An 18522-nucleotide genomic window follows, 5' to 3' on the forward strand; every position below is an offset into this window, starting at 1 on the left:
CCGGCCCTCATGGTGAGGAGCGCGCTCTTCGCGCGTCTCGAACCATGAGCGACACACATCTCATCCTTCGAGACGCGGCCAAGAGGCCGCCGCTCCTCAGGATGAGGTTCTGAGTACTCTTGAGCGGTGAAGAACAAAAATGGCGAACGCGCATTCCCCTGTCCCAGACGATCGCATTCCCGTCATCGTCGGCGTCGGCGAAATCGCCGATCATCCAACTGAGCTGACCGCGGGCCTCGAACCGCTGGCGCTGCTTGAAGCCGCGGTAAAACGCGCGGCAGAGGATGCCGCGGCGCCGTTGCTCGGCGAGATCGACTCGCTCGACGTTGTGAATTTTCTGAGCTGGCGCTACCGCGACCCGGAGCAACTGCTCGCAGCCCGGCTCGGCATCAAGCCATCGCACTGCTTTTACGGTCCGGTCGGCGGCGAGAGCCCGATCCGCTATCTGCACGAAGCAGCGCAGCGCATCGCCCGCGGCGAGACCAAGGTCGCCGTGGTCTGCGGCGCCGAGGCGCAGTCGACCGCGACCAAGGCCGAGCGCGCCAAAATCACGCTGCCATGGACACCGTTCGCCCACGACGTGCCCGAACCGAAGCGCAGCGCGACGTTCCAGAAGCCGATGGCCGTGACGCTCGGCGTGTTCAGGCCGATCACGGTCTACCCGCTTTACGAGGCGGCGACTTCAGCGCATTGGGGTCAGACACCGCGCGAAGCGCTGGTGGAATCCGGCGAGTTGTGGTCGCGCTATTCGGACGTCGCAGCCGGCAATCCCCAATCCTGGATGAAGCGCGCGGTGCCGGCGGACGTGATCACGACGCCCTCGCCCGACAACCGGCTGATCGCTTGGCCCTATACCAAACTGATGGTAGCGAACCCGACCGTCAACATGGGCGGGGCCTTGCTGATGACATCGTTGGGACGCGCGCGAGCCGCCGGGATCGCTGAGGAGCGCATGATCTACATCCATGGCGGCGCTTCGGCCGAGGAGCCGCGCGATTATCTGATCCGTGACCAGTTTTACGAAAGCCACGCCCAGAATGCCGTGCTTGGCGCGGTGCTCGACATGGCCGGCGGCGATGGCCGGGCATTCGACGCGATCGAACTCTACAGCTGCTTTCCCGTCGTTCCCAAAATGGCGCGGCGAACGCTGGGGCTGGGCGCCGATGTGCAGCCGACGGTAACCGGCGGCCTCACCTTCCACGGCGCGCCGCTCAACACCTACATGACTCACGCGGCCTGCGCGATGGTGCGCAAGCTGCGCCGCGGCGCAAAACTCGGCCTGCTCTACGGCCAGGGCGGCTTCGTGACAAAACATCACGCGCTGGTGCTGTCGCGGCAGGCGCCGCGGGAGCCGCTGGCGCTGGACACCAGCGTGCAGGCGGAGGCGGATCGTCGTCGCGGCGAGGTGCCGGATTTTGTGACCGAAGCCGACGGCCAAGCCACCGTCGAAAGTTTTACGGTGCTCTACGGCGGCCGTAACGGCGATGTCGAGCACGGCGTGGTGATGCTGCGCACCGCCGACAACGCCCGCGCGCTGGCCCGTGTGCCCGCGCGAGATGGCGCGACGCTGGCGCATCTGACGAACATGGACCGTACGCCGGTGGGATCAAAGGGCGACATCGTCGGCGCGGATGACGGAATATTGGAGTGGCGGGTGAGTTGATCCCGTGTCCCGGACGCGGTGCGGCATTCTTCATGCCGCTCCGCAGAGCCGGGACCGTATCAAACACCACCGTCATTGCCGGGCTTGACCCGGCAATCCATCTTCTTCGAAAGATTCTTGCGAAGAGGGATAGATGCGCGGGTCAAGCCCGCGCATGACAAAGGGTAGACGTGCGTGACGGCCCCGGCTCTGCTGCGCACCACGCCGCGAAGAGCGGCGCGCTGCGCAGCGTCCGGGGAACGGGGCCCTACTTCTCCGACACCTTCTTCGGCTCGCTGCCTTTGCCGCCGGCGACGCGGACCTGATCGCCGTCGGCGATGCCGTCCGGGGGTGCTATGATGATGCGGTCGTCGGGGGAGACGCCCGATGCCAGCTCGATATCGCGGCCGAGATCGCGGGCGATGGTCACGGTCTTGAACAGCACCTTGTCGTCCACACCGACGGTGGCGACGCGCAGGCCGTCCTTGTTGAAGATCAGCGCACTGGCGGGAATATGCAGCGGCACCGCGTCGCGCTGCAGGCTCAGTTTGACGTTGGCATAGCCGCCCGGCATCAGCTCGCTCTTGGCATTGTCCAGCGCAAGCTGCATCCGTGTCGTGCCGGAGGAGACATCGACCGATTGCGACGAGGCCTCGACCGTCGCCGCAAACGTCCGGGTCGGATATTCCGGCATCGAGATGATGGCCTTGGCGCCGATCCTGATCGCCGGCACATAGCTCTGCGGCACGTTGACATAGACCCTAAGCTTGCTGATGTCCGAGATCACGAACATCGCGGGGCCAGTGCCGCCGCCGGCGTTGATCAGGGCGCCGACGTCGGTATCGCGCGCAGTGACCACGCCGTCGAACGGCACGGTGATCTTCTTGTAGCCGGCCAACGCTTCCAGCCGCTCGACATTGGCCTGGCCGGAATTGACCGCGGCCTTCTTGTTGGAGAGGTCGGCGGTGCGCTCGTCGATTTCCTGCATCGAGACGAAATTCGACGCCAGCAGCGAGCGGCGGCGGGTCAGCGTCGCCTCCGACAGTTTCGCGCTGGCCTGCTGGCTGGCGAGGTCGGCCCTCGCCTGCAACAATTGCTGGTCGAGGTCCGGCGCCTCGATTTCGGCGATCGCCTGCCCGGCCTTCACCTGCGCGCCGATATCGGCGTTCCAGGTCTTCAGGTAGCCGCTGACGCGCGCGTAGATCGGCGCGCGCTGATAGGCCTCGAGCCGGCCCGGCAGATCGAGCGTCGCGTTGAGCACCCGCGCGTCCGGCAGGGTCACCGCGACCGTCGGAATAGCCTGGGTGTCGGTCCATTCCCGCAATTTTGCGCTGGAATCTTCGCGGGCCCGGATACCCGTCACCACGATCAGCACGGCGGCGATGCAGGCGACCACGCCAAAAATGCCCAACTTCCGGCGCGACACCGGCGAGCTGTTTTCAGTGGGCATGCGAAATCTCCGGTGCGGCGGCGTCTTTGGCGCCTTGCTTCTTGTGTACCATACTAAACACCACGGGGACGAACATCAGCGTCGCAATCGTTGCAAAAATCAGTCCGCCGATCACGGCGCGGCCAAGCGGCGCGTTCTGCTCGCCGCCCTCGCCGAGGCCCAGCGCCATCGGCGCCATGCCGATGATCATCGCCAGCGCCGTCATCAGCACCGGGCGGAACCGGACGAAGCCGGCCTCCAGCGCCGCCGCGACGGGATCGCCGAGCTCCGCATAGCGCTCACGGGCAAAACTGATCACCAGCACGCTGTTCGCGGTGGCGACGCCCATGCACATGATGGCGCCGGTCAGCGCCGGCACCGACAGCGTGGTCTGGGTCGTGAACAGCATCCAGACAATGCCGGCAAGCGCCGCCGGCAGCGCGGAAATGATCACGAAGGGATCGGACCATGACTGGAAGTTCACCACGATCAACAGGTAGATCAGCACGATGGCGGCGAGCAGCCCGAACAGCAGGCCGGAAAACGCGCTGTTCATGGTCTGCACCTGGCCGAGCAGCACAACCGACGAACCCTTGGGCACCTCTTTCGCGGTTTCGTCGATCGCTTTTTTGACGTCGGCCGCGACCGCGCCGAGATCGCGGCCCTGCGGCGTGGCATAAATCTGCACCATGGACACGATGTCGTATTGCGACACCACCGCGCTGGATGTGGACCGCTTGATATCGGCGATGCCGCCCAAAATGGGCGACTGAGGAATGCCGGCCGCGGTGACCGGCAAGGACTGCAAGGCGCCGAGCGAGTCGACCTGGTATTGCGGCGTCTGCATCACGATCGAATACGACACGCCGTTATCAGGGTTGAGATAATAGGTCGGTGCGACTTGGGCGCTGCCGGCGAGATTGACGACCAGGCTGTTGGTGACGTCGCGCTCGGTCAGGCCGACATACTGCGCGCGGGTGCGGTCGACGTCGATGTTGAACGTCGGATTGTTGGGCGATTGCTGGATGCGCGCATCCGCGATGCCCGGAATCCGGCGGATGCGATTGAGCAGCTTGTTGGCATAGGTATAGTTCGCAGCCAAATCGGCGCCGCGAATTTGCAGGTCGATTGGCGCCGGCGCGCCGAAATTCAGGATCTGGCTGACGATGTCGGCCGGCAGGAAGGCAAATTGCATGCCCGGAAACAGACGCGGCAATTGTTCGCGCAACGCCTGGACGTGTTCGTCGGTCGGCCGGTGGCCTTCCTTCAGCTTGATCTGGATGTCGCCGTCCGCCGGGCCGATCACGCCGGTGTTGTTGTAGGTCATGTTGATGCCGCTGATCGGCATGCCGATGTTGTCCGCCAGCGTCTCGATCTCGTTCGGAGGGATGATCTTGCGGATCGCCTTCTGGATATCGGCGAACTGGTTGGCGGTTTCCTCGACCCTCGTGCCGACCTGGGTGCGCACATGCATCAGGATGCCGCCGGCATCGACCGAGGGAAAGAAGTTGCGGCCGAGATACGGCACCAGCAGGAACGACACGCCGACGAAGCTCAAGAATCCGATCACGAAGATCGGCCGCCGGGTCAGCGCCAGTGACAACAAATCGCGGTAGCCGCCGCGGAACCGCTCGAAACGCGCCTCGAAGCCGCGCTGGAACCGGACCAGCGGATTGCGCGACGGCGGCGGCCCTTCGCCTTCGGCGTGGTGCACATGCGGCCGCAGCAGATATTTCGCCATGGTCGGCACCAGCGTGCGCGACAGGATGAACGACCAGATCATGGCGAACATCACAGCTTCGGCCATCGGTACGAACAAGAAGCGCGCGACGCCCTGCAGGAAGAACATCGGCACGAACACGATGCAGATGCACAGCAGCGAGACGAAGGCCGGGGTCACGATCTGCCGCGCCCCGTCCATGATCGCGGGCTCGACTTCCTTGCCCTGCTCGAGATGATAATTGATGTTCTCGATCGTCACCGTGGCGTCGTCGACGAGGATGCCGACCGCAAGGGCAAGGCCGCCCAGCGTCATGATGTTGAGCGTCTCGCCGATTGCCGACAGCATGATGATGGCGCCGAGCACGGAGAGCGGAATCGACACCGCGATGATCACCGTCGAGCGCCAGCTTCCGAGAAACAGCAGGATCATCACGCTGGTCAGCAGCGCGGCGATCACGCCTTCATTGGCGACGCCGGTGATCGCGCCGCGCACGAACAACGACTGGTCGGCGATGAAGCCGATCTTGAGCGCTTCGGGCAACGCGTCCTTGACGTCGATTACCTTCTGCTTGATGCCGGCGATGATATCCAGCGTCGAGATCGAGCCGGCCTTCAGCACCATCATCAGCACCGAGCGGTTGCCGTCGACGTGAACGATGTTGGTCTGCGGCGGATTGCCGTCGCGCACGCTGGCGACGTCGCGGACATAGACCATGGCGCCGTTGACGGTCTTGATCGGCAGGTTGCCGAGGTCTTCCATCTTCAGGGGCGAATTGTTGAGCTGGATTACGTATTCGAAGCCGCCGATCTTCTGCGAGCCGACCGGCGTGATCAGGTTCTGCGCGGCGAGCGCATTGGCGACGTCCTGTCCGGACAGCCCGCGCGCCTGCAGCGCCGTGGAATTGAGGTCGATCTGCACCTGGCGCTGCTTGCCGCCGAACGGATATGGGATCGCCGCACCGGGCACGGTGACCAGCGGCGTGCGAAGTTGATTGATGCCGATATCGGCGAGGTTCTGCTCGGTCAGGCCTTCGCCTGATAGCGCGACCTGGATGATCGGCACCGTGGAGGCGCTGTAATTGAGGATCAGCGGCGGCGTGGCGCCGGGCGGCATCTGCTTGAGCAGCGTCTGCGAGATCGCGGTGACCTGGGCGTTGGCGGTCTGGATGTTGACGTTCGGCTGGAAGAAAATCTTGATGATGCCGATGCCGTTGTAGGAATTGGCGACGATGTGCTCGATATCGTTGACCGTGGTGGTCAGCGCGCGCTGGAACGGCGTGGTGATGCGCCCGGCCATCTGGTCCGGCGGCAGGCCGGTGTAGTTCCAGACGACGCCGATCACAGGAATCCGGATGTCCGGAAAGATGTCGGTCGGCGTGCGCAGTGCGGCCAGCGGTCCGATGATCAGGAGCAGCAGCGCCAGCACGACGAAGGTATAGGGCCGGCTCAGGGCGATGCGGACCAGCGCGATCATGAAACAGGCATTCCTCGGGCGGGCGAACGGGCCTCGGGACTCGCGGGCGCCGGCAATTCGCCCGCGCTGATGTACCCGAACTTGCCGGAAAATGCCAATATCCGGCGTTCATGAGGCTATGCAATCGACCGGTATCTTAACGCCGGGGACCTTCCAGGGGAACTCTCACGAAGTTTGATGGGTGTCCCGGGCGCGATGCAGCGCGTAGCCCTTGCGAAGCGCTGCTTCGCAGAACCGGGACCCCGGTTTCTTCGGGCAGCAAGCAACCGTGCCCCGGCTCTGCAGCGCACCACGCCGCCAAGCGCGGCGCGCTGCGCTGCGTCCGGGGCACGCGGGTCCTAAACCTCCAGCTTGTCGCCGCCCTTGAGGTCGAGAATCTCCCGCGCCTCGTCCGAGGTTGCGACCTCAAGTCCCAGCCCCTCGATGATCTTGCGCGCCAGCGTCACCTGCTCGGCGTTGGAGGCGGCCATCCGGCCCGGCGCGGCCCACAGCGAATCCTCAAGGCCGACGCGGATGTTGCCACCCATCGCGGCGGCCATCGCCGCGATCGGCAGCTGGTTGCGCCCGGCTCCGAGCACCGACCAGACGAACTTGTCGCCGAACAGCCGGTCAGCGGTGCGCTTCATGTGCAGCACGTCCTCAGCGTGAGCGCCGGTGCCGCCCTGCAGGCCGAACACCGTCTGCACGAACAGCGGCGGCTTCACCAGGCCCTGCTGCAGGAAGTAATCGAGATTGTAGAGATGCGCGGTGTCGTAGCATTCGAACTCGAAGCGGGTGCCGGTTTCCGACAGCGTCTTCAACACGAATTCGATATCCTGAAAGGTATTGCGGAACACGATGTCCTTGTTCTGCACATGCTTCAGCTCCCACTCGTGCTCGAATTTCTTGAAGCGGTTGAGCATGCCGAAGAAGCCAAAATTCATCGACCCCATGTTCAGCGACGCCACCTCCGGCTTGTAGACCGCGGCGGGACGCACGCGCTCGTCCACCGTCATGGTCGGCGCGCCGCCGGTGGTGAGGTTGATCACGCAGTTGGAGCGCTGCTTGATGACTTTCAGGAACGGCGCGAAGGCTTCCGGGCTCTGGTCGGGCTGGCCGGTCTTGGGATTGCGCGCATGCAGATGAACGATCGCGGCGCCGGCCTCGGCGGCATCGACCGCGGCGTCGGCGATTTCCTGCGGCGTCACCGGCAGCGCCTTCGACATCGACGGGGTGTGGATCGCGCCGGTCACGGCGCAGGTGATGATGACTTTGCGTGCCATGCTGTCTCGCTTTCTCGTTTCGACAAGTTCAGAACTGAACCATGATGAATTCAGGTTGCAGCGGCTCCTCACCTCTCCCCGGAGGGGAGAGGTCGAAGCCGGTGCGCCAGCGAAGGCTTCGGGTGAGGGGTCTCTGGACACACTCGGATTCGCGGAGAGGCCCCTCACCCGCCGCGCATCTAGCGATGCGCGTCGACCCCCGATCAAGTCGGGGGCAGGCCCTCTCTCCTCCGGGGAGAGGTGAGGTGAGCGCCGTGCCGATTCGACTTGAAAACATCAGGCTCTAGTCCTGTTGCGATGCCTTGTGCGCGGCCAGCGCCGCGAGGCGCTCGTTGCGCCGCTGCGTCAGCGCGGCGATGCGTTCGGGCGAAGGCTGGTGCGGCCACGCCGCGATCACCCGGTCCACGTTCGGGCTTTGGTAAACCTCGGGACCGGCGGATGCGGATGCCAGCTCCTTATAGAAGCCGGTGTAGCGCGCGCAATAATCCGGAATGCCGCCGGGCGCGTTGAGTTCGATGGTCTCGAACGGGCCGAGGAACGACCAGCGCAAGCCGAGCCCGTTCTTGACCGTGTGATCGAGGTCTTCGGCGGAGATGAAACCTTCACCTACCAGTCGAAACGCTTCCGCCAGCAGCGCACCCTGCAGCCGGTTGAGGACAAAACCGTTGATCTCGCGGTTCACCGTCACCGGTACCTGGCCGATCTCGCGATAGATCGCGCGGGCACGGTCGATGCTTTCCGGCGCGGTCCAGGGCGCGCCGCACAGTTCAACCAGCGGAACCAGATGCGGCGGATTGACGGGGTGGCCGACCAGGCAGCGCGCCCGGCCCGGCAGCATTTCGGTGAAGCGGGATGCGACGATGGCTGAGGTGGATGACACCAGCAGCGCATCCGCCGGCGCCAGCCGGTCGAGCTCGGCGAAAATCCTGATCTTCTGATCGACGTTTTCGGGTCCGTTTTCCTGGACGAATTCGGCGTCCCTCACTGCGTCCTCGAAGCTGCTCGTAACCGTTATTTGCGCCGCCGCACCATCCGGATCGGCGGCAAGGCCATGCCGCGCCAGCGCGCGCAATTCGTCGCGGATCAGGCCGGGCGCGGCGGCCAGCGTCTCGCCATGCGGATCGGTGATCCGCACGTTCCAGCCGCCGCGTGCGAAAATCGCAGCCCACGCGCGTCCGATCAGGCCGACCCCGACGATGGCGACAGTTCGCTCTTGTTTTTTCATTTCATTCTCACAGCCAGAGCACCTTGCGGCGCAAATCGAGATCGTCGCGCAAGGCTTTGGAAGGCCCCTGATGGATCACCCGGCCCCGCTCCAGCGCTACCGTGGCATCGGACAACGCCAGCGCCAGATCGAGATTGTGGTCGACGATGATGATGGCGATTTCCTTGCGCAACCGGTCGAAGGTCTCGAACAGCTGCTCGACCACGGTCGGCGCCAGGCCCTCGAACGGCTCGTCGAGCAGCAGCACCCGCACGTCGCCGGACAGCGCGCGCGCCACCGCAACCATCTGCTGTTCGCCGCCGGAGAGATAATCCGCCGGACTGTCGAGCCGCTCGCGGATCCGCGGGAAGTATTCGTAGATGCGCTCCCGCGTCCAGTGCACGCCATGGCCGGTCTGCCGCTTCAGGCCGCCGAGCTCGAGGTTCTGTTCGACGCTCATCCCGGCGAACAGGCCGCGGCCCTGCGGCACATAGCCGATGCCGAGCCGCGCATTCTGCGCCGACGAATTGCCGATCAACTCGTTGCCCGCGAGCTTGATCGAGCCGTTCGACGCCGGCGCGATGCCGATCAGGGTTTTGAGCAATGTCGACTTGCCGGCGCCGTTGCGCCCCAGCAGCGCGATGATCTCGTTCTCGTGCAGGGTAAAATTCACGTCATTGAGGATGTGGCTCTTGCCGTAGAAGGTGTCGACATGCTCGACCGTCAGCAGCGCATTGACGCGGGCGGCGGTTTCGCGCGGACGCGCCGCGACTGCGCTGGCGCCGGAGCCGATGTAGACCTCCTGCACCTTGGGGCTGGCGCGCGCATCCTCGACAGTGCCGTCGAGCAGCACCCGCCCCTCATTCATGACGGTGACGTGGTCAGCCAACTGGAACACCCGGTCGATGTCGTGCTCGACCAGCAGCACCGGCAGGTCGGCCGAGATCCGCTTGACGATGGCGCCGATGCGTTCGCGCTCGGCGGCGGCGAGGCCCGCGAGCGGCTCGTCGAGCAGCAGCACCCGCGGCGCGGTGGCGAGCGCGACGCCCATGTCGAGCAGGCGCTGGCCGCCATAGGACAGCATCCCGGCTTCCGCCTTTTCGATGCCGGCAAGGCCGAGATAGCGGATGGTGGCGTCGGTCTCGGCATTGATGGCGTCGATCGACAGCGCATTGGCGATGGGATCGAAGCGGCGCGGATGCCGCGCCTGTACGGCGAGGCGGATGTTTTCGCCGACGCTGAGCGCGGGAAACAGGTTGGTGATCTGGAACGAGCGGCCGATGCCCGCGCTTGCGATGTCTTCCGGCGTGTGTCCCGCGATCGGCTGGTCCAGCAGCGACACCGCGCCTTCGTCCGGCGGGTACATCCCGGACAACAGGTTGAATGCCGTGGTCTTGCCGGCGCCGTTGGGGCCGATCAGCGCGTGCAGCGTGCGGTCGGCGATGGAAATATCGATGCCCTGCACCGCCTTGATGCCGCCAAAACTCTTGACGATGTGGCGGGCGGAAAGCACGGGGCCATCGACGTGTGATTTCGGCTTCAAGAATTCCGGCAGCGGCAAGACTTCGATCCGGCGCGCCGACATTGCGGCATCTTCGATAACTTTCTTGCGGAACGGCGCGATCAGGCGCTCGGCGACGCCGACGAGACCGGTCGGCGAAAACACGATGAAACCGACGAAGATCAGGCCGAACCAGAACAGCCAGTTCTCGGTGTAGATGCTGAGGAATTCGCGAAACAGGATGAAGAACAGCGCGCCCAGCGCCGGGCCCAAAAAGCTGCGCATGCCGCCGATCACGACCATGGCCAGGAGATCGCCGGAGAACGCCACCGAAATCGGATCGGCCGAGGTCATGCGGTTCTGGAACAGCAGCAGGATGCCCGCGAGTCCGGTGATCGAGGCGGACAGCACGAACGCCGCCAGCTTGTAGCGGTTGGTCGGATAGCCGAGAAAGCGCGCGCGCTGCTCGTTTTCCCGGACCGCTACCAGCACGCTGCCAACAGGCGAATTGTGAAACCGCCATAACAGGATCAGCACGAGGAATGCGATCAGCGCCACGAACCAGTAATAATTCGTCGAGGATTCCAGATTGAACCTAAGCAGCGTCGGGCGGGTGATACCGCCGAGGCCATTTTCGCCGCCGGTGACCTCGGTCCAGCGAAACGATATCGAATAGAGCATCGCCGCCAGCGCCAGCGTCAGCAGCGAGAAATACACGCCGCGGCGGCGCAGGATCAGGAAGCCGAAGGCGGTGGCGACGATGGCGACGATCAGAACGCCGATAATGGTCGGACCAAAAAACGAGTCCGGCATCAAATTGCGCTGGATCAGCGCCGCAGCATAGGCGGCAAGCCCGAACCAGGCGCCGTGGCCGAATGACACGAGCCCGGTATGCCCGACCAGGATGTTCAGCGCCATGCAGGCCAGCGCGAATACCACCACCTCGGTCGCGGAGGTCATGGTGAGGCCGAGCGCGAGCAGGATCGGCGGCAGCACCAGCAGGCCGAGCGCGGCGACGAATAGCGGAATAGGCAAGCGCTTCCACATCGCCGTCACTCGAACCGCGTGATGCGCTCGCCGAACAGGCCGCGCGGCCGGAACAGCAGCACCAGAAGCATCAACAGATAGATCGCCGCGGTCGAGGCCGCCGAATAGCCGATGCCGACCATCACGCCCTTGACGAGGCCGACCAGCAAGGCGGCCGCGACCACGCCCCAGAACGAGCCGAGGCCGCCGATCACCACCACGACGAAGGCCGGCGTGATGATCTCCTGGCCCATTGCCGGATGCACCGCGTAGATCGGCGCCAGCAACACGCCGGCCAATCCGGCAAGGCCGATGCCGAGCGCGGCGACCGCGGACATGTAAGGCTGCAGCGAAATGCCGAGCGCGCCGACCATGTCGGGATTTTGCACGCCGGCGCGCACCACGCGGCCGAACGAGGTCTTTTGCAGCAGCACCCACAGGCCGGCAATGCAGGTGATCGCAATGCCGAGCAGCACCATGCGGTAGAACGAATAGATGAAACTGCCGATGGCGACCTGTCCGCGCAACGCCTGGGGAATCGAATAGGACAAAGGCGGCGCGCCGAAGATCATGCGCAGCACCTGTTCCGCCACCATGGCGAGGCCGAATGTCATCAGCAGCGACAGGATCGGGTCGGAGCGGTAGAATCTCGTAAACAACAGCCGCTCGATCACCACGCCGAGCAGCGCCACTGTCACGGGTGCGACGACGAAGGCGCCCCCAAAACCGAGATAGGGCGAAACCACCAGCGTCAAATAAGCGCCGATCGCAAAGAACGCGCCGTGCGCCAGATTGACGATGCCGCCGAGCGAGAAGATCAGCGACAGGCCAAGCGCGATCAGCAGATAGTAGACGCCGTCAAGCAGCCCGTTGAGGATTTGCTGCGCCAATAGCATGGCGGACATGGTTTTGGCCTCGGCGCGCGTGAAACGTGGCTAACGGAGCGCAATTTCTCCGTCATTGCGAGGAGCCTTTGCGACGAAGCAATCCAGTCCTTCCTTGCGGCCTCTGGATTGCTTCGCTGCGCTCGCAATGACGACACGCGCTCAGCTTGGGAACGTACAGCTGTTCTCTTCCTTGGTCGCGGCGATCACTTCGAGATCCTCGTTCGGGCCGGGCACCGCCGGGCTCGAGGCGAAGATGTCCCATTGGTTCTTGATCTTGTCGGCGGGCAGCGCGGTCACCGCATACATTTCGTGCATCAGCTGGTGATCCGAGCCGCGGAAATAGCCTTGCCGCGTCTTCAATAGATCGAACTTGGCGCCCTTCTCGAAATGCTCGATGATTTTAGGCGATTCCACGGACTTCAAATCATTGACCGTCTGCGCCACGATCTTGGTCGCGATGTAGTCGCCCCAGGCCTGGTTCTCCGGCGGCTTGTTGTATTTCTTGGTGAAGGCCGCCACGAACGCCTTTGTGCCGGGCGTGTCGATCAGATGATGCCAGACCACCGGCCAGGTGCCGACGAAATTGCCCTTGCCCGCGGCCCACGCCAGCGCGGTGTCGAAGCCGAACCCGCCGACCGGGAAGGTCAGGCCGAACTCGGCATATTGCTTGAGGAAGTTGGTGATCTGGTTGCCGGCGAGATTGATCACGACGAGGTCGGGTTTTGCTTCGCGGATTTTCAAAAGGTAGGCGGAGAAGTCAGTGGCGTCGGTCGGCACCAGATCGTCGCCGGCAAATTGACCGCCATTGGCTTCCATGAAGCGTTTTGAGACTTTCAGCAGGTCATGGCCGAACGCGTAATCCGCGGTCAGCGAATACCACTTCTTGCCCTTGACCAGCCCGTCGCGCAGGAACGAGCGGCCGACGGTTTTGACATACATCGAGTTCTGCGACTCGACATGGAACATGTAGCGCTGGCAATCCTTGCCGCGCAGCGCATCCGAATTGCCGCCGGTGTTGATGAACAGCGTCTTGGTGCGCGACGCCACCTGCGCAATGGTCAGACACGACGCCGACGAAATCTCGCCGATGATGCAGGTGACCTTGTCGCGCTCGATCATGCGCTCGGCCTTGGTCGAGGCGGTCTGCGGGTTGACCGAATCTTCCTTGAGCAGTTCGACCTTGCGCCCCATCATGCCGCCGGAAGCGTTGATCTCTTCCACCGCGAGATCGATCGCCATCACCGCGTATTCGCCCAATGGACCTAGGAAGCCGGTGCGCGGCGTCAGATGGCCGATCTTGATCACGTCCGATGTCTGCGCGCGCAAAATCGCCGGCGCGGAAATCCCCGACACCAGCGCTAGCCCGCCGGCGGTTTTGAGCAGCCTGCGGCGCGTGAATTCTGTGTTGTCCGACATGGTTTTTCTTCTCCCTGGATAGCGTTCGCTTCGCGGCGACGCGTTATTTTCTCCCGGCAGCGTTGCGCTTTATGCTTGCGCGCTTGCGTCGCTTGCCGTGATCTTTGATCGCAGCTAGGGTTGCAAAAGATCGGGTGTTTGTCGAGTCCGCATGGATTTGGAAATCAAGGGTTTACGGGTACTCGTGACCGCGGGCGCCAATGGCATCGGGCTTGCGATCGCGCGCGCGTTTGCCGCAGAGGGCGCCAGGGTCCATACCTGCGACGTGGATGAGGCGGCGCTGTCGGCACTCGCGTCCAGCGACCCCGCCATCACGCAAACACGCTGTGATGTATCCGACCGCGCCGCGGTCGAGAAGCTGTTCGCGCAAGCCACGGCGAAACTCGGCAGCCTCGACGTGCTGGTCAACAATGCCGGCGTCGCGGGTCCGACGTCCAAGGTCGAGGAAATGAACCCCGAGGATTGGGATCGCTGCCTGGAGATTTGCCTGACCGGGCAATTCAACTGCACGCGGCTGGCGGTGCCGCTGCTGCGCCGGAGCACGAACGCCTCGATCGTCAACATCGCCTCGGCCGCCGGCCGTCTCGGCTTTGCGATGCGCACGCCCTATGCGGCGGCGAAATGGGGCGTGATCGGTTTTACCAAATCGCTGTCGATCGAACTCGGCCCCGACAACATCCGCGTCAACGCCATCCTGCCCGGGCTCGTCGCCGGCGACCGCCAGCGCCGCGTGCTGGAAGCCAAAGCGCAGCAGCGCGGGATTTCCTACGCCGAAATGGAGCGCACCGCGTTCTCCTATACCTCGATCAAGGACTACGTGACGCCGCAGCAACTCGCCGACCAGATCCTGTTCATGTGCAGCCCGCGGGGAAAAACGATTTCCGGCCAGGCGATCTCGATCTGCGGCGACACCCAGATGCTGGGATAGCGTCGTCCCCGCGAAAAACTCCGCCGTCATCCTGAGGTGCTCGCCGCATCGCGGCGAGCCTCGAAGGATAGCTACTTGCGTTCGCTTCCATCCTTCGAGGCTCGCCCAAGAGGGCGAGCACCTCAGGATGACGGCGGTGATTACTCCATCAGCTTCAGCGCATCGCTGAAGAATTCCGGTCCGCCGAAATTGCCGGACTTCAGCGCCAGCAGCATCTCGCCGTCCCTGGCGCCGACGGCGCGCAATACTGGTACACCAGCCGCGATTTCAGGGCCGACCAGAAAGCCAGGAATACCGAGGCGATCGACCACGGCGCCGGAAGTTTCGCCGCCCGCGACGACCAGACGGCGCACGCCGGATTTCACCAGGCCTTCGGCGATATCGGCCATTGCCTCTTCGATGGCATGACCGGCGGCGTCGCGGCCATGGCGCGCCTGCAGTGCCGCCACTTGATCGGGTGTCGAACTGCTTGCGATCAGGATTGGGCCTTTTGCAAGCCGCGCTTTCGCCCAATCGAGTGCGCGCTGCGTTTCATTCTTGCCCGCAACAACCTGTTCGGGATCGAGGCGCAGCACCGGCATTGCCTGCTCGGCTTTTGCGATCTGCTGCAGCGTCGCCTGCGAGCAGCTGCCGGCCAGGCACGCCGCCGCGCCGCCGACGGGCTTTCCGGAAACGTCCGTCGTCTTGTTCGCCTTCGCGCGGCCCGAGGCCACCAGCGCGCGGGCAAGCCCGAGGCCGATGCCCGATGCACCAACGGAAACACGATGATCGAGCGCGACCGTGCCGATGGTCTCGAGGTCGCGCTCGAATACCGCATCCGCAATCGCAGCGCCAATACCTTTCGCTGCGAGGTCGGCAAGATGCACGCGCACGGCGTCCGGTCCACGCGCGATTACCGCGAGATCGGCAAGGCCGACCTTGGTCCTGCTCTGCCGCGCCAACACCCGCACCAGATTGGAATCGTGCATCGGGTTGAGCGGGTGATCTTTTAGCGGGCTTTCATTCAGCGGCGCGGAGCCGACGAAAAGATTGCCCTGATACACCGTGCGGCCGGTTTCCGGAAAGGCGGGCGTCACCAGCACGATGGCGTCGCCGGAGTCGGCGCGCAATGCGTCCATCACCGGGCCGATGTTGCCGGCGTCGGTGGAATCGAAAGTCGAACAGATCTTGAACAGCACATGCGAGGCGCCGCGCCCGCGTATCCATTTTTCCGCCGCGCGCGATTTTGCCACCGCCTGTGATGCCTCGATGGACCTGCTCTTCAGCGACACCACCACGGCATCGACCTCGGGCAGCTCCAGATCGTCCGACGGCACGCCGATGGTCTGCACCGTGCGCAGGCCGCAGCGGGTCAGCGTGTTCGCCAGATCGGACGCGCCGGTATAGTCGTCGGCGATGCAGCCCAGCGCCAGCGTCACGATTTCGCTCCGGCATAAGGCTTGAACCAGCCGAGGCCATCGGTGGTCTTGGCCCGCGGGTTATATTCGCAGCCGACGAAGCCGCTGTAGCCGAGCCGGTCGAGTTCGTCGAACAGGAACGGATAATTCAGTTCCTCGCTGTCCGGCTCGTTGCGCGAGGGTATGCTGGCGATCTGGATATGGCCCGTGATCGGCATCATCTCGCGCAAGCGCATGGTCACATCGCCGTGGATGATCTGGCAGTGATAGATGTCGAACTGGAGTTTTAGGTTCGGAATGTTCAGCTCGCCGATCAGGTCGCGCGCAAAGGCAAAATCGTTGAGGAAATAGCCGGGCACATTGCGCGGATTGATCGGCTCGATCACCACGTCGAGGCCTTCGGGCGCCAGAAATTCCGCGGCCCATATCACAGACTTGCGGAACGCCGCCACCGCCTTCGGATCCCCGCGATCGGCAATGCCCGCCATCAGATGCAGCCGCTTGACGCCGGTCGCCTTGGCATAGGGCAGCGCGGTGCGCAGGCTCTGCTGCAGATCGCCAAACCGGTCCGGCAGCGCCGCAAAGCCCTTTTCGCCGGCCTCCCAATTGCCGGGCGGCAGGTTGAACAGCGCTTGCGTCAGGCCGTTGCGATGCAGGCGTTCGCCGATCGCTTCCGCCGCATGATCGTAGGGAAACAGGAATTCCACCGCGGTGAAGCCGGCCTTCGCCGCCGCGTCGAAGCGATCGAGGAACGGCACTTCGTTGAACATCATGCTGAGATTGGCGGCGAAACGGGGCATCGAATGTCCTCTTGTTATCGGCGTTATGTCGAGTCGCCCGGCAGCGTCGTGCCGGTGACGCGGGCATACATCCGCGCCACCGAGGCGTCGTCGTCGCGGCCCATGCCGGAGGCCGAGGTCATCAAAAACATCTGCAGCGCCGCCGCCGAAACCGGCACCGGAAATTTCGCCGTGCGCGCCATGTCCTGGATGATGCCGAGGTCCTTCACAAAGATATCGACCGCGCTGCGCGGCGTGTAGTCGCCGTCGAGCACATGCGGCATGCGGTTCTCGAACATCCACGAATTGCCGGCTGACGCGGTGATCACCTCATAAACCTTCCGGATGTCGAGCCCCTGCTTCGCCGCGAACGCGATCGCCTCGGACGCCGCGGCGATATGTACGCCCGCCAGCAGCTGGTTGATCATCTTGAAGGCGGCACCCTGCCCTGCGGCGTCACCGAGCTCATAGAGCTTTGCCGCCATGGCATCGAGTGCCGGCCGCGCCTTGTCAAATGCGGCTTTGCTGCCGGAGGCGAGAATCGTGAGTTCGCCCTGTGCCGCGCGCTGCGCGCCGCCGCTGATCGGCGCGTCGAGATAGTGCCGGCCAGTGGCTTCAAGCTGCTTCGCCAACCGACGGGCGACATCCGGGTCCATCGTCGCGGATGAGACAAACACCGCATCTTTCGCCAATGTTTCGGCAACGCCATCCTTCCCGAACAAAATGGTTTCGGTCTGTGCGGCGTTGACCACCACGCTGACGACAATGTCGGCTTTCTCAGCGGCTTCCGCTGGCGTCCGTGCGCCCAGCCCGCCGTCGGCAACAAACCGCGCAACGGTCTCAGCCGCCACGTCGCAACCGGTGACCTCAGAACCGGCGCGCCGCAGCGAGGTCGCCATGCCGTAGCCCATCGAGCCGAGCCCGATAACGGCGACGCGCGGTTTTTCAGATGCAGGCTCGGGCATGCGCTTCCTGTTTTCGTTATTGCGCTCTGGATAACACGGCTTGGCCGCGCTGCCAAAGCGTGAGAAAAGTCGGAAAAAGGACGTCTTCATGGATGAAACGAAGCTCCGCGATGATATCTGCCGCCTCGGCCGCTCGCTGTTCGAGCGTGGGCTGACGCCGGGCTCGTCCGGCAATATCAGCGTGCGCTGTGAGGACGGCGGCTGGCTGGTGACGCCAACCAACGCATCCCTGGGTTCGCTCGATCCTGCGCGACTGTCGCGCCTTGGCGCCGACAACCGCCTCGTTTCCGGCGATCCGCCCACCAAGGAAATCCCGCTGCACGCAGCGCTGTATGAGAGCCGAAGCGCGTCCCGTGCGATCGTCCATCTGCATTCGACGCATTCGGTGGCGCTGTCGATGCTGCCGGAGATCGATCCGCGCGCGGTGCTGCCGCCGATGACGCCGTATTACCTGATGAAATGCGGCTTGACCGCGCTGGTGCCGTATTATCGGCCGGGCGATCCGGCGGTTGCAGACGCGATTCAGGGTCTCGCCGGGAAATATGCGTCGGTGCTGCTAGCCAATCACGGCCCGGTGGTGGCCGGCGACTCGCTGGAGGCCGCGGTGTTCGCGATGGAGGAACTGGAGGAAACCGCGAAGCTGTACCTGCTGCTGCGCGGGCTCAATCCGCGGTATCTGACGCCGGCGCAGGTGAAGGATTTATCGAATACGTTCGGGCTCTCGTTGCCGGAGCACTCGCCACACACTCACCCGTCATCCTTGTATGGGGGTTGACGTGTCAAGAGGGTCGCTGCGTGTGGCGCGGCGTGTCGACGAGCGGGGCGGTGGGATGCCGGTATACAGGCCGGCGCCGATCGACCGCCACGAGTCAGGCGGCGCCGGCCTGTAT

13 protein-coding genes are annotated in these 18522 nt (G+C 64.2%); 3 read left to right on the forward strand and 10 right to left on the reverse strand.

Annotated features, from left to right (window positions below):
• The first annotated feature begins 139 nt into the window (after positions 1 to 139).
• Positions 140 to 1663 carry an acetyl-CoA acetyltransferase gene (locus VGP39_RS12625; RefSeq protein ID WP_327568448.1) on the forward strand — a complete coding sequence of 508 codons (1524 nt, stop codon included), beginning with the start codon at positions 140 to 142 and terminating at the stop codon, positions 1661 to 1663.
• Between the two features lie 247 nt (positions 1664 to 1910).
• Here the strand turns inward: VGP39_RS12625 and VGP39_RS12630 are convergent, their stop codons facing one another.
• The 7 genes from VGP39_RS12630 to VGP39_RS12660 all read right to left on the reverse strand — a co-directional run bounded on the left by VGP39_RS12630 (position 1911) and on the right by VGP39_RS12660 (position 13563).
• Positions 1911 to 3092: an efflux RND transporter periplasmic adaptor subunit gene (locus VGP39_RS12630; RefSeq protein ID WP_327568449.1), complete on the reverse strand. Its 1182-nt coding sequence runs from the start codon at positions 3090 to 3092 to the stop codon at positions 1911 to 1913.
• A complete protein-coding gene (locus VGP39_RS12635; protein WP_327568450.1) occupies positions 3082 to 6267 on the reverse strand; it encodes an efflux RND transporter permease subunit in 3186 nt (1061 codons plus the stop codon). The genes VGP39_RS12630 and VGP39_RS12635 overlap by 11 nt, the downstream gene beginning before the upstream one ends.
• Before the next feature lie 338 nt (positions 6268 to 6605).
• Positions 6606 to 7529, reverse strand: a complete 924-nt coding sequence (locus tag VGP39_RS12640; RefSeq protein WP_327568451.1) for a 3-keto-5-aminohexanoate cleavage protein — start codon at positions 7527 to 7529, stop codon at positions 6606 to 6608.
• A 283-nt stretch (positions 7530 to 7812) separates the two neighbouring features.
• Positions 7813 to 8754 (reverse strand): 3-hydroxyacyl-CoA dehydrogenase, encoded by a 942-nt coding sequence (locus VGP39_RS12645; protein ID WP_327568452.1) that lies wholly within the window; start codon positions 8752 to 8754, stop codon positions 7813 to 7815.
• Between the two features lie 7 nt (positions 8755 to 8761).
• A complete protein-coding gene (locus tag VGP39_RS12650; RefSeq protein WP_327568453.1) occupies positions 8762 to 11281 on the reverse strand; it encodes a branched-chain amino acid ABC transporter ATP-binding protein/permease in 2520 nt (839 codons plus the stop codon).
• A 5-nt stretch (positions 11282 to 11286) separates the two neighbouring features.
• Positions 11287 to 12165 (reverse strand): branched-chain amino acid ABC transporter permease, encoded by an 879-nt coding sequence (locus VGP39_RS12655; protein ID WP_327568454.1) that lies wholly within the window; start codon positions 12163 to 12165, stop codon positions 11287 to 11289.
• Positions 12166 to 12306: 141 nt separating this feature from the next.
• Positions 12307 to 13563: an ABC transporter substrate-binding protein gene (locus VGP39_RS12660; RefSeq protein ID WP_327568455.1), complete on the reverse strand. Its 1257-nt coding sequence runs from the start codon at positions 13561 to 13563 to the stop codon at positions 12307 to 12309.
• 151 nt (positions 13564 to 13714) lie between these two features.
• Between VGP39_RS12660 and VGP39_RS12665 the strand changes: the two genes are divergently transcribed.
• Positions 13715 to 14491 (forward strand): SDR family oxidoreductase, encoded by a 777-nt coding sequence (locus VGP39_RS12665; RefSeq protein ID WP_327568456.1) that lies wholly within the window; start codon positions 13715 to 13717, stop codon positions 14489 to 14491.
• 140 nt (positions 14492 to 14631) lie between these two features.
• Here the strand turns inward: VGP39_RS12665 and otnK are convergent, their stop codons facing one another.
• The 3 genes from otnK to ltnD are packed head-to-tail and all read right to left on the reverse strand — an operon-like array spanning position 14632 to position 17722.
• Positions 14632 to 15909, reverse strand: a complete 1278-nt coding sequence (gene otnK, locus VGP39_RS12670; RefSeq protein WP_327568457.1) for a 3-oxo-tetronate kinase — start codon at positions 15907 to 15909, stop codon at positions 14632 to 14634.
• Positions 15906 to 16688 carry a 2-oxo-tetronate isomerase gene (gene otnI / locus VGP39_RS12675; RefSeq protein WP_327568458.1) on the reverse strand — a complete coding sequence of 261 codons (783 nt, stop codon included), beginning with the start codon at positions 16686 to 16688 and terminating at the stop codon, positions 15906 to 15908. The genes otnK and otnI overlap by 4 nt, the downstream gene beginning before the upstream one ends.
• A 23-nt stretch (positions 16689 to 16711) precedes the next feature.
• The gene (gene ltnD / locus VGP39_RS12680) at positions 16712 to 17722 is read right to left on the reverse strand and encodes an L-threonate dehydrogenase (RefSeq protein ID WP_327568459.1); all 1011 of its coding nucleotides are present in this window, start codon (positions 17720 to 17722) and stop codon (positions 16712 to 16714) included.
• Here ltnD and VGP39_RS12685 point away from each other — a divergent pair.
• On the forward strand, positions 17721 to 18407 hold the full coding sequence (locus VGP39_RS12685; RefSeq protein ID WP_327568460.1) for an aldolase: 687 nt from the start codon (positions 17721 to 17723) through the stop codon (positions 18405 to 18407). The genes ltnD and VGP39_RS12685 overlap by 2 nt on opposite strands.
• Positions 18408 to 18522: the final 115 nt, after the last annotated feature.

It is taken from the genome of Bradyrhizobium sp. (assembly GCF_036009065.1).
In the GTDB taxonomy this organism is placed as follows: domain Bacteria; phylum Pseudomonadota; class Alphaproteobacteria; order Rhizobiales; family Xanthobacteraceae; genus Bradyrhizobium.

What these genes read in the sequence shown, in the direction of transcription:
- ltnD (WP_327568459.1), bottom strand. Translation starts at nt 17,722, where the DNA reads ATGAAGACGTCCTTTTTCCGACTTTTCTCACGCTTTGGCAGCGCGGCC.
- VGP39_RS12625 (WP_327568448.1), top strand. Translation starts at nt 140, where the DNA reads ATGGCGAACGCGCATTCCCCTGTCCCAGACGATCGCATTCCCGTCATC.
- VGP39_RS12650 (WP_327568453.1), bottom strand. Translation starts at nt 11,281, where the DNA reads ATGTGGAAGCGCTTGCCTATTCCGCTATTCGTCGCCGCGCTCGGCCTG.
- VGP39_RS12685 (WP_327568460.1), top strand. Translation starts at nt 17,721, where the DNA reads ATGGATGAAACGAAGCTCCGCGATGATATCTGCCGCCTCGGCCGCTCG.
- VGP39_RS12665 (WP_327568456.1), top strand. Translation starts at nt 13,715, where the DNA reads ATGGATTTGGAAATCAAGGGTTTACGGGTACTCGTGACCGCGGGCGCC.
- VGP39_RS12655 (WP_327568454.1), bottom strand. Translation starts at nt 12,165, where the DNA reads ATGTCCGCCATGCTATTGGCGCAGCAAATCCTCAACGGGCTGCTTGAC.
- otnI (WP_327568458.1), bottom strand. Translation starts at nt 16,688, where the DNA reads ATGCCCCGTTTCGCCGCCAATCTCAGCATGATGTTCAACGAAGTGCCG.
- VGP39_RS12640 (WP_327568451.1), bottom strand. Translation starts at nt 7,529, where the DNA reads ATGGCACGCAAAGTCATCATCACCTGCGCCGTGACCGGCGCGATCCAC.
- VGP39_RS12635 (WP_327568450.1), bottom strand. Translation starts at nt 6,267, where the DNA reads ATGATCGCGCTGGTCCGCATCGCCCTGAGCCGGCCCTATACCTTCGTC.
- VGP39_RS12645 (WP_327568452.1), bottom strand. Translation starts at nt 8,754, where the DNA reads ATGAAAAAACAAGAGCGAACTGTCGCCATCGTCGGGGTCGGCCTGATC.
- VGP39_RS12630 (WP_327568449.1), bottom strand. Translation starts at nt 3,092, where the DNA reads ATGCCCACTGAAAACAGCTCGCCGGTGTCGCGCCGGAAGTTGGGCATT.
- VGP39_RS12660 (WP_327568455.1), bottom strand. Translation starts at nt 13,563, where the DNA reads ATGTCGGACAACACAGAATTCACGCGCCGCAGGCTGCTCAAAACCGCC.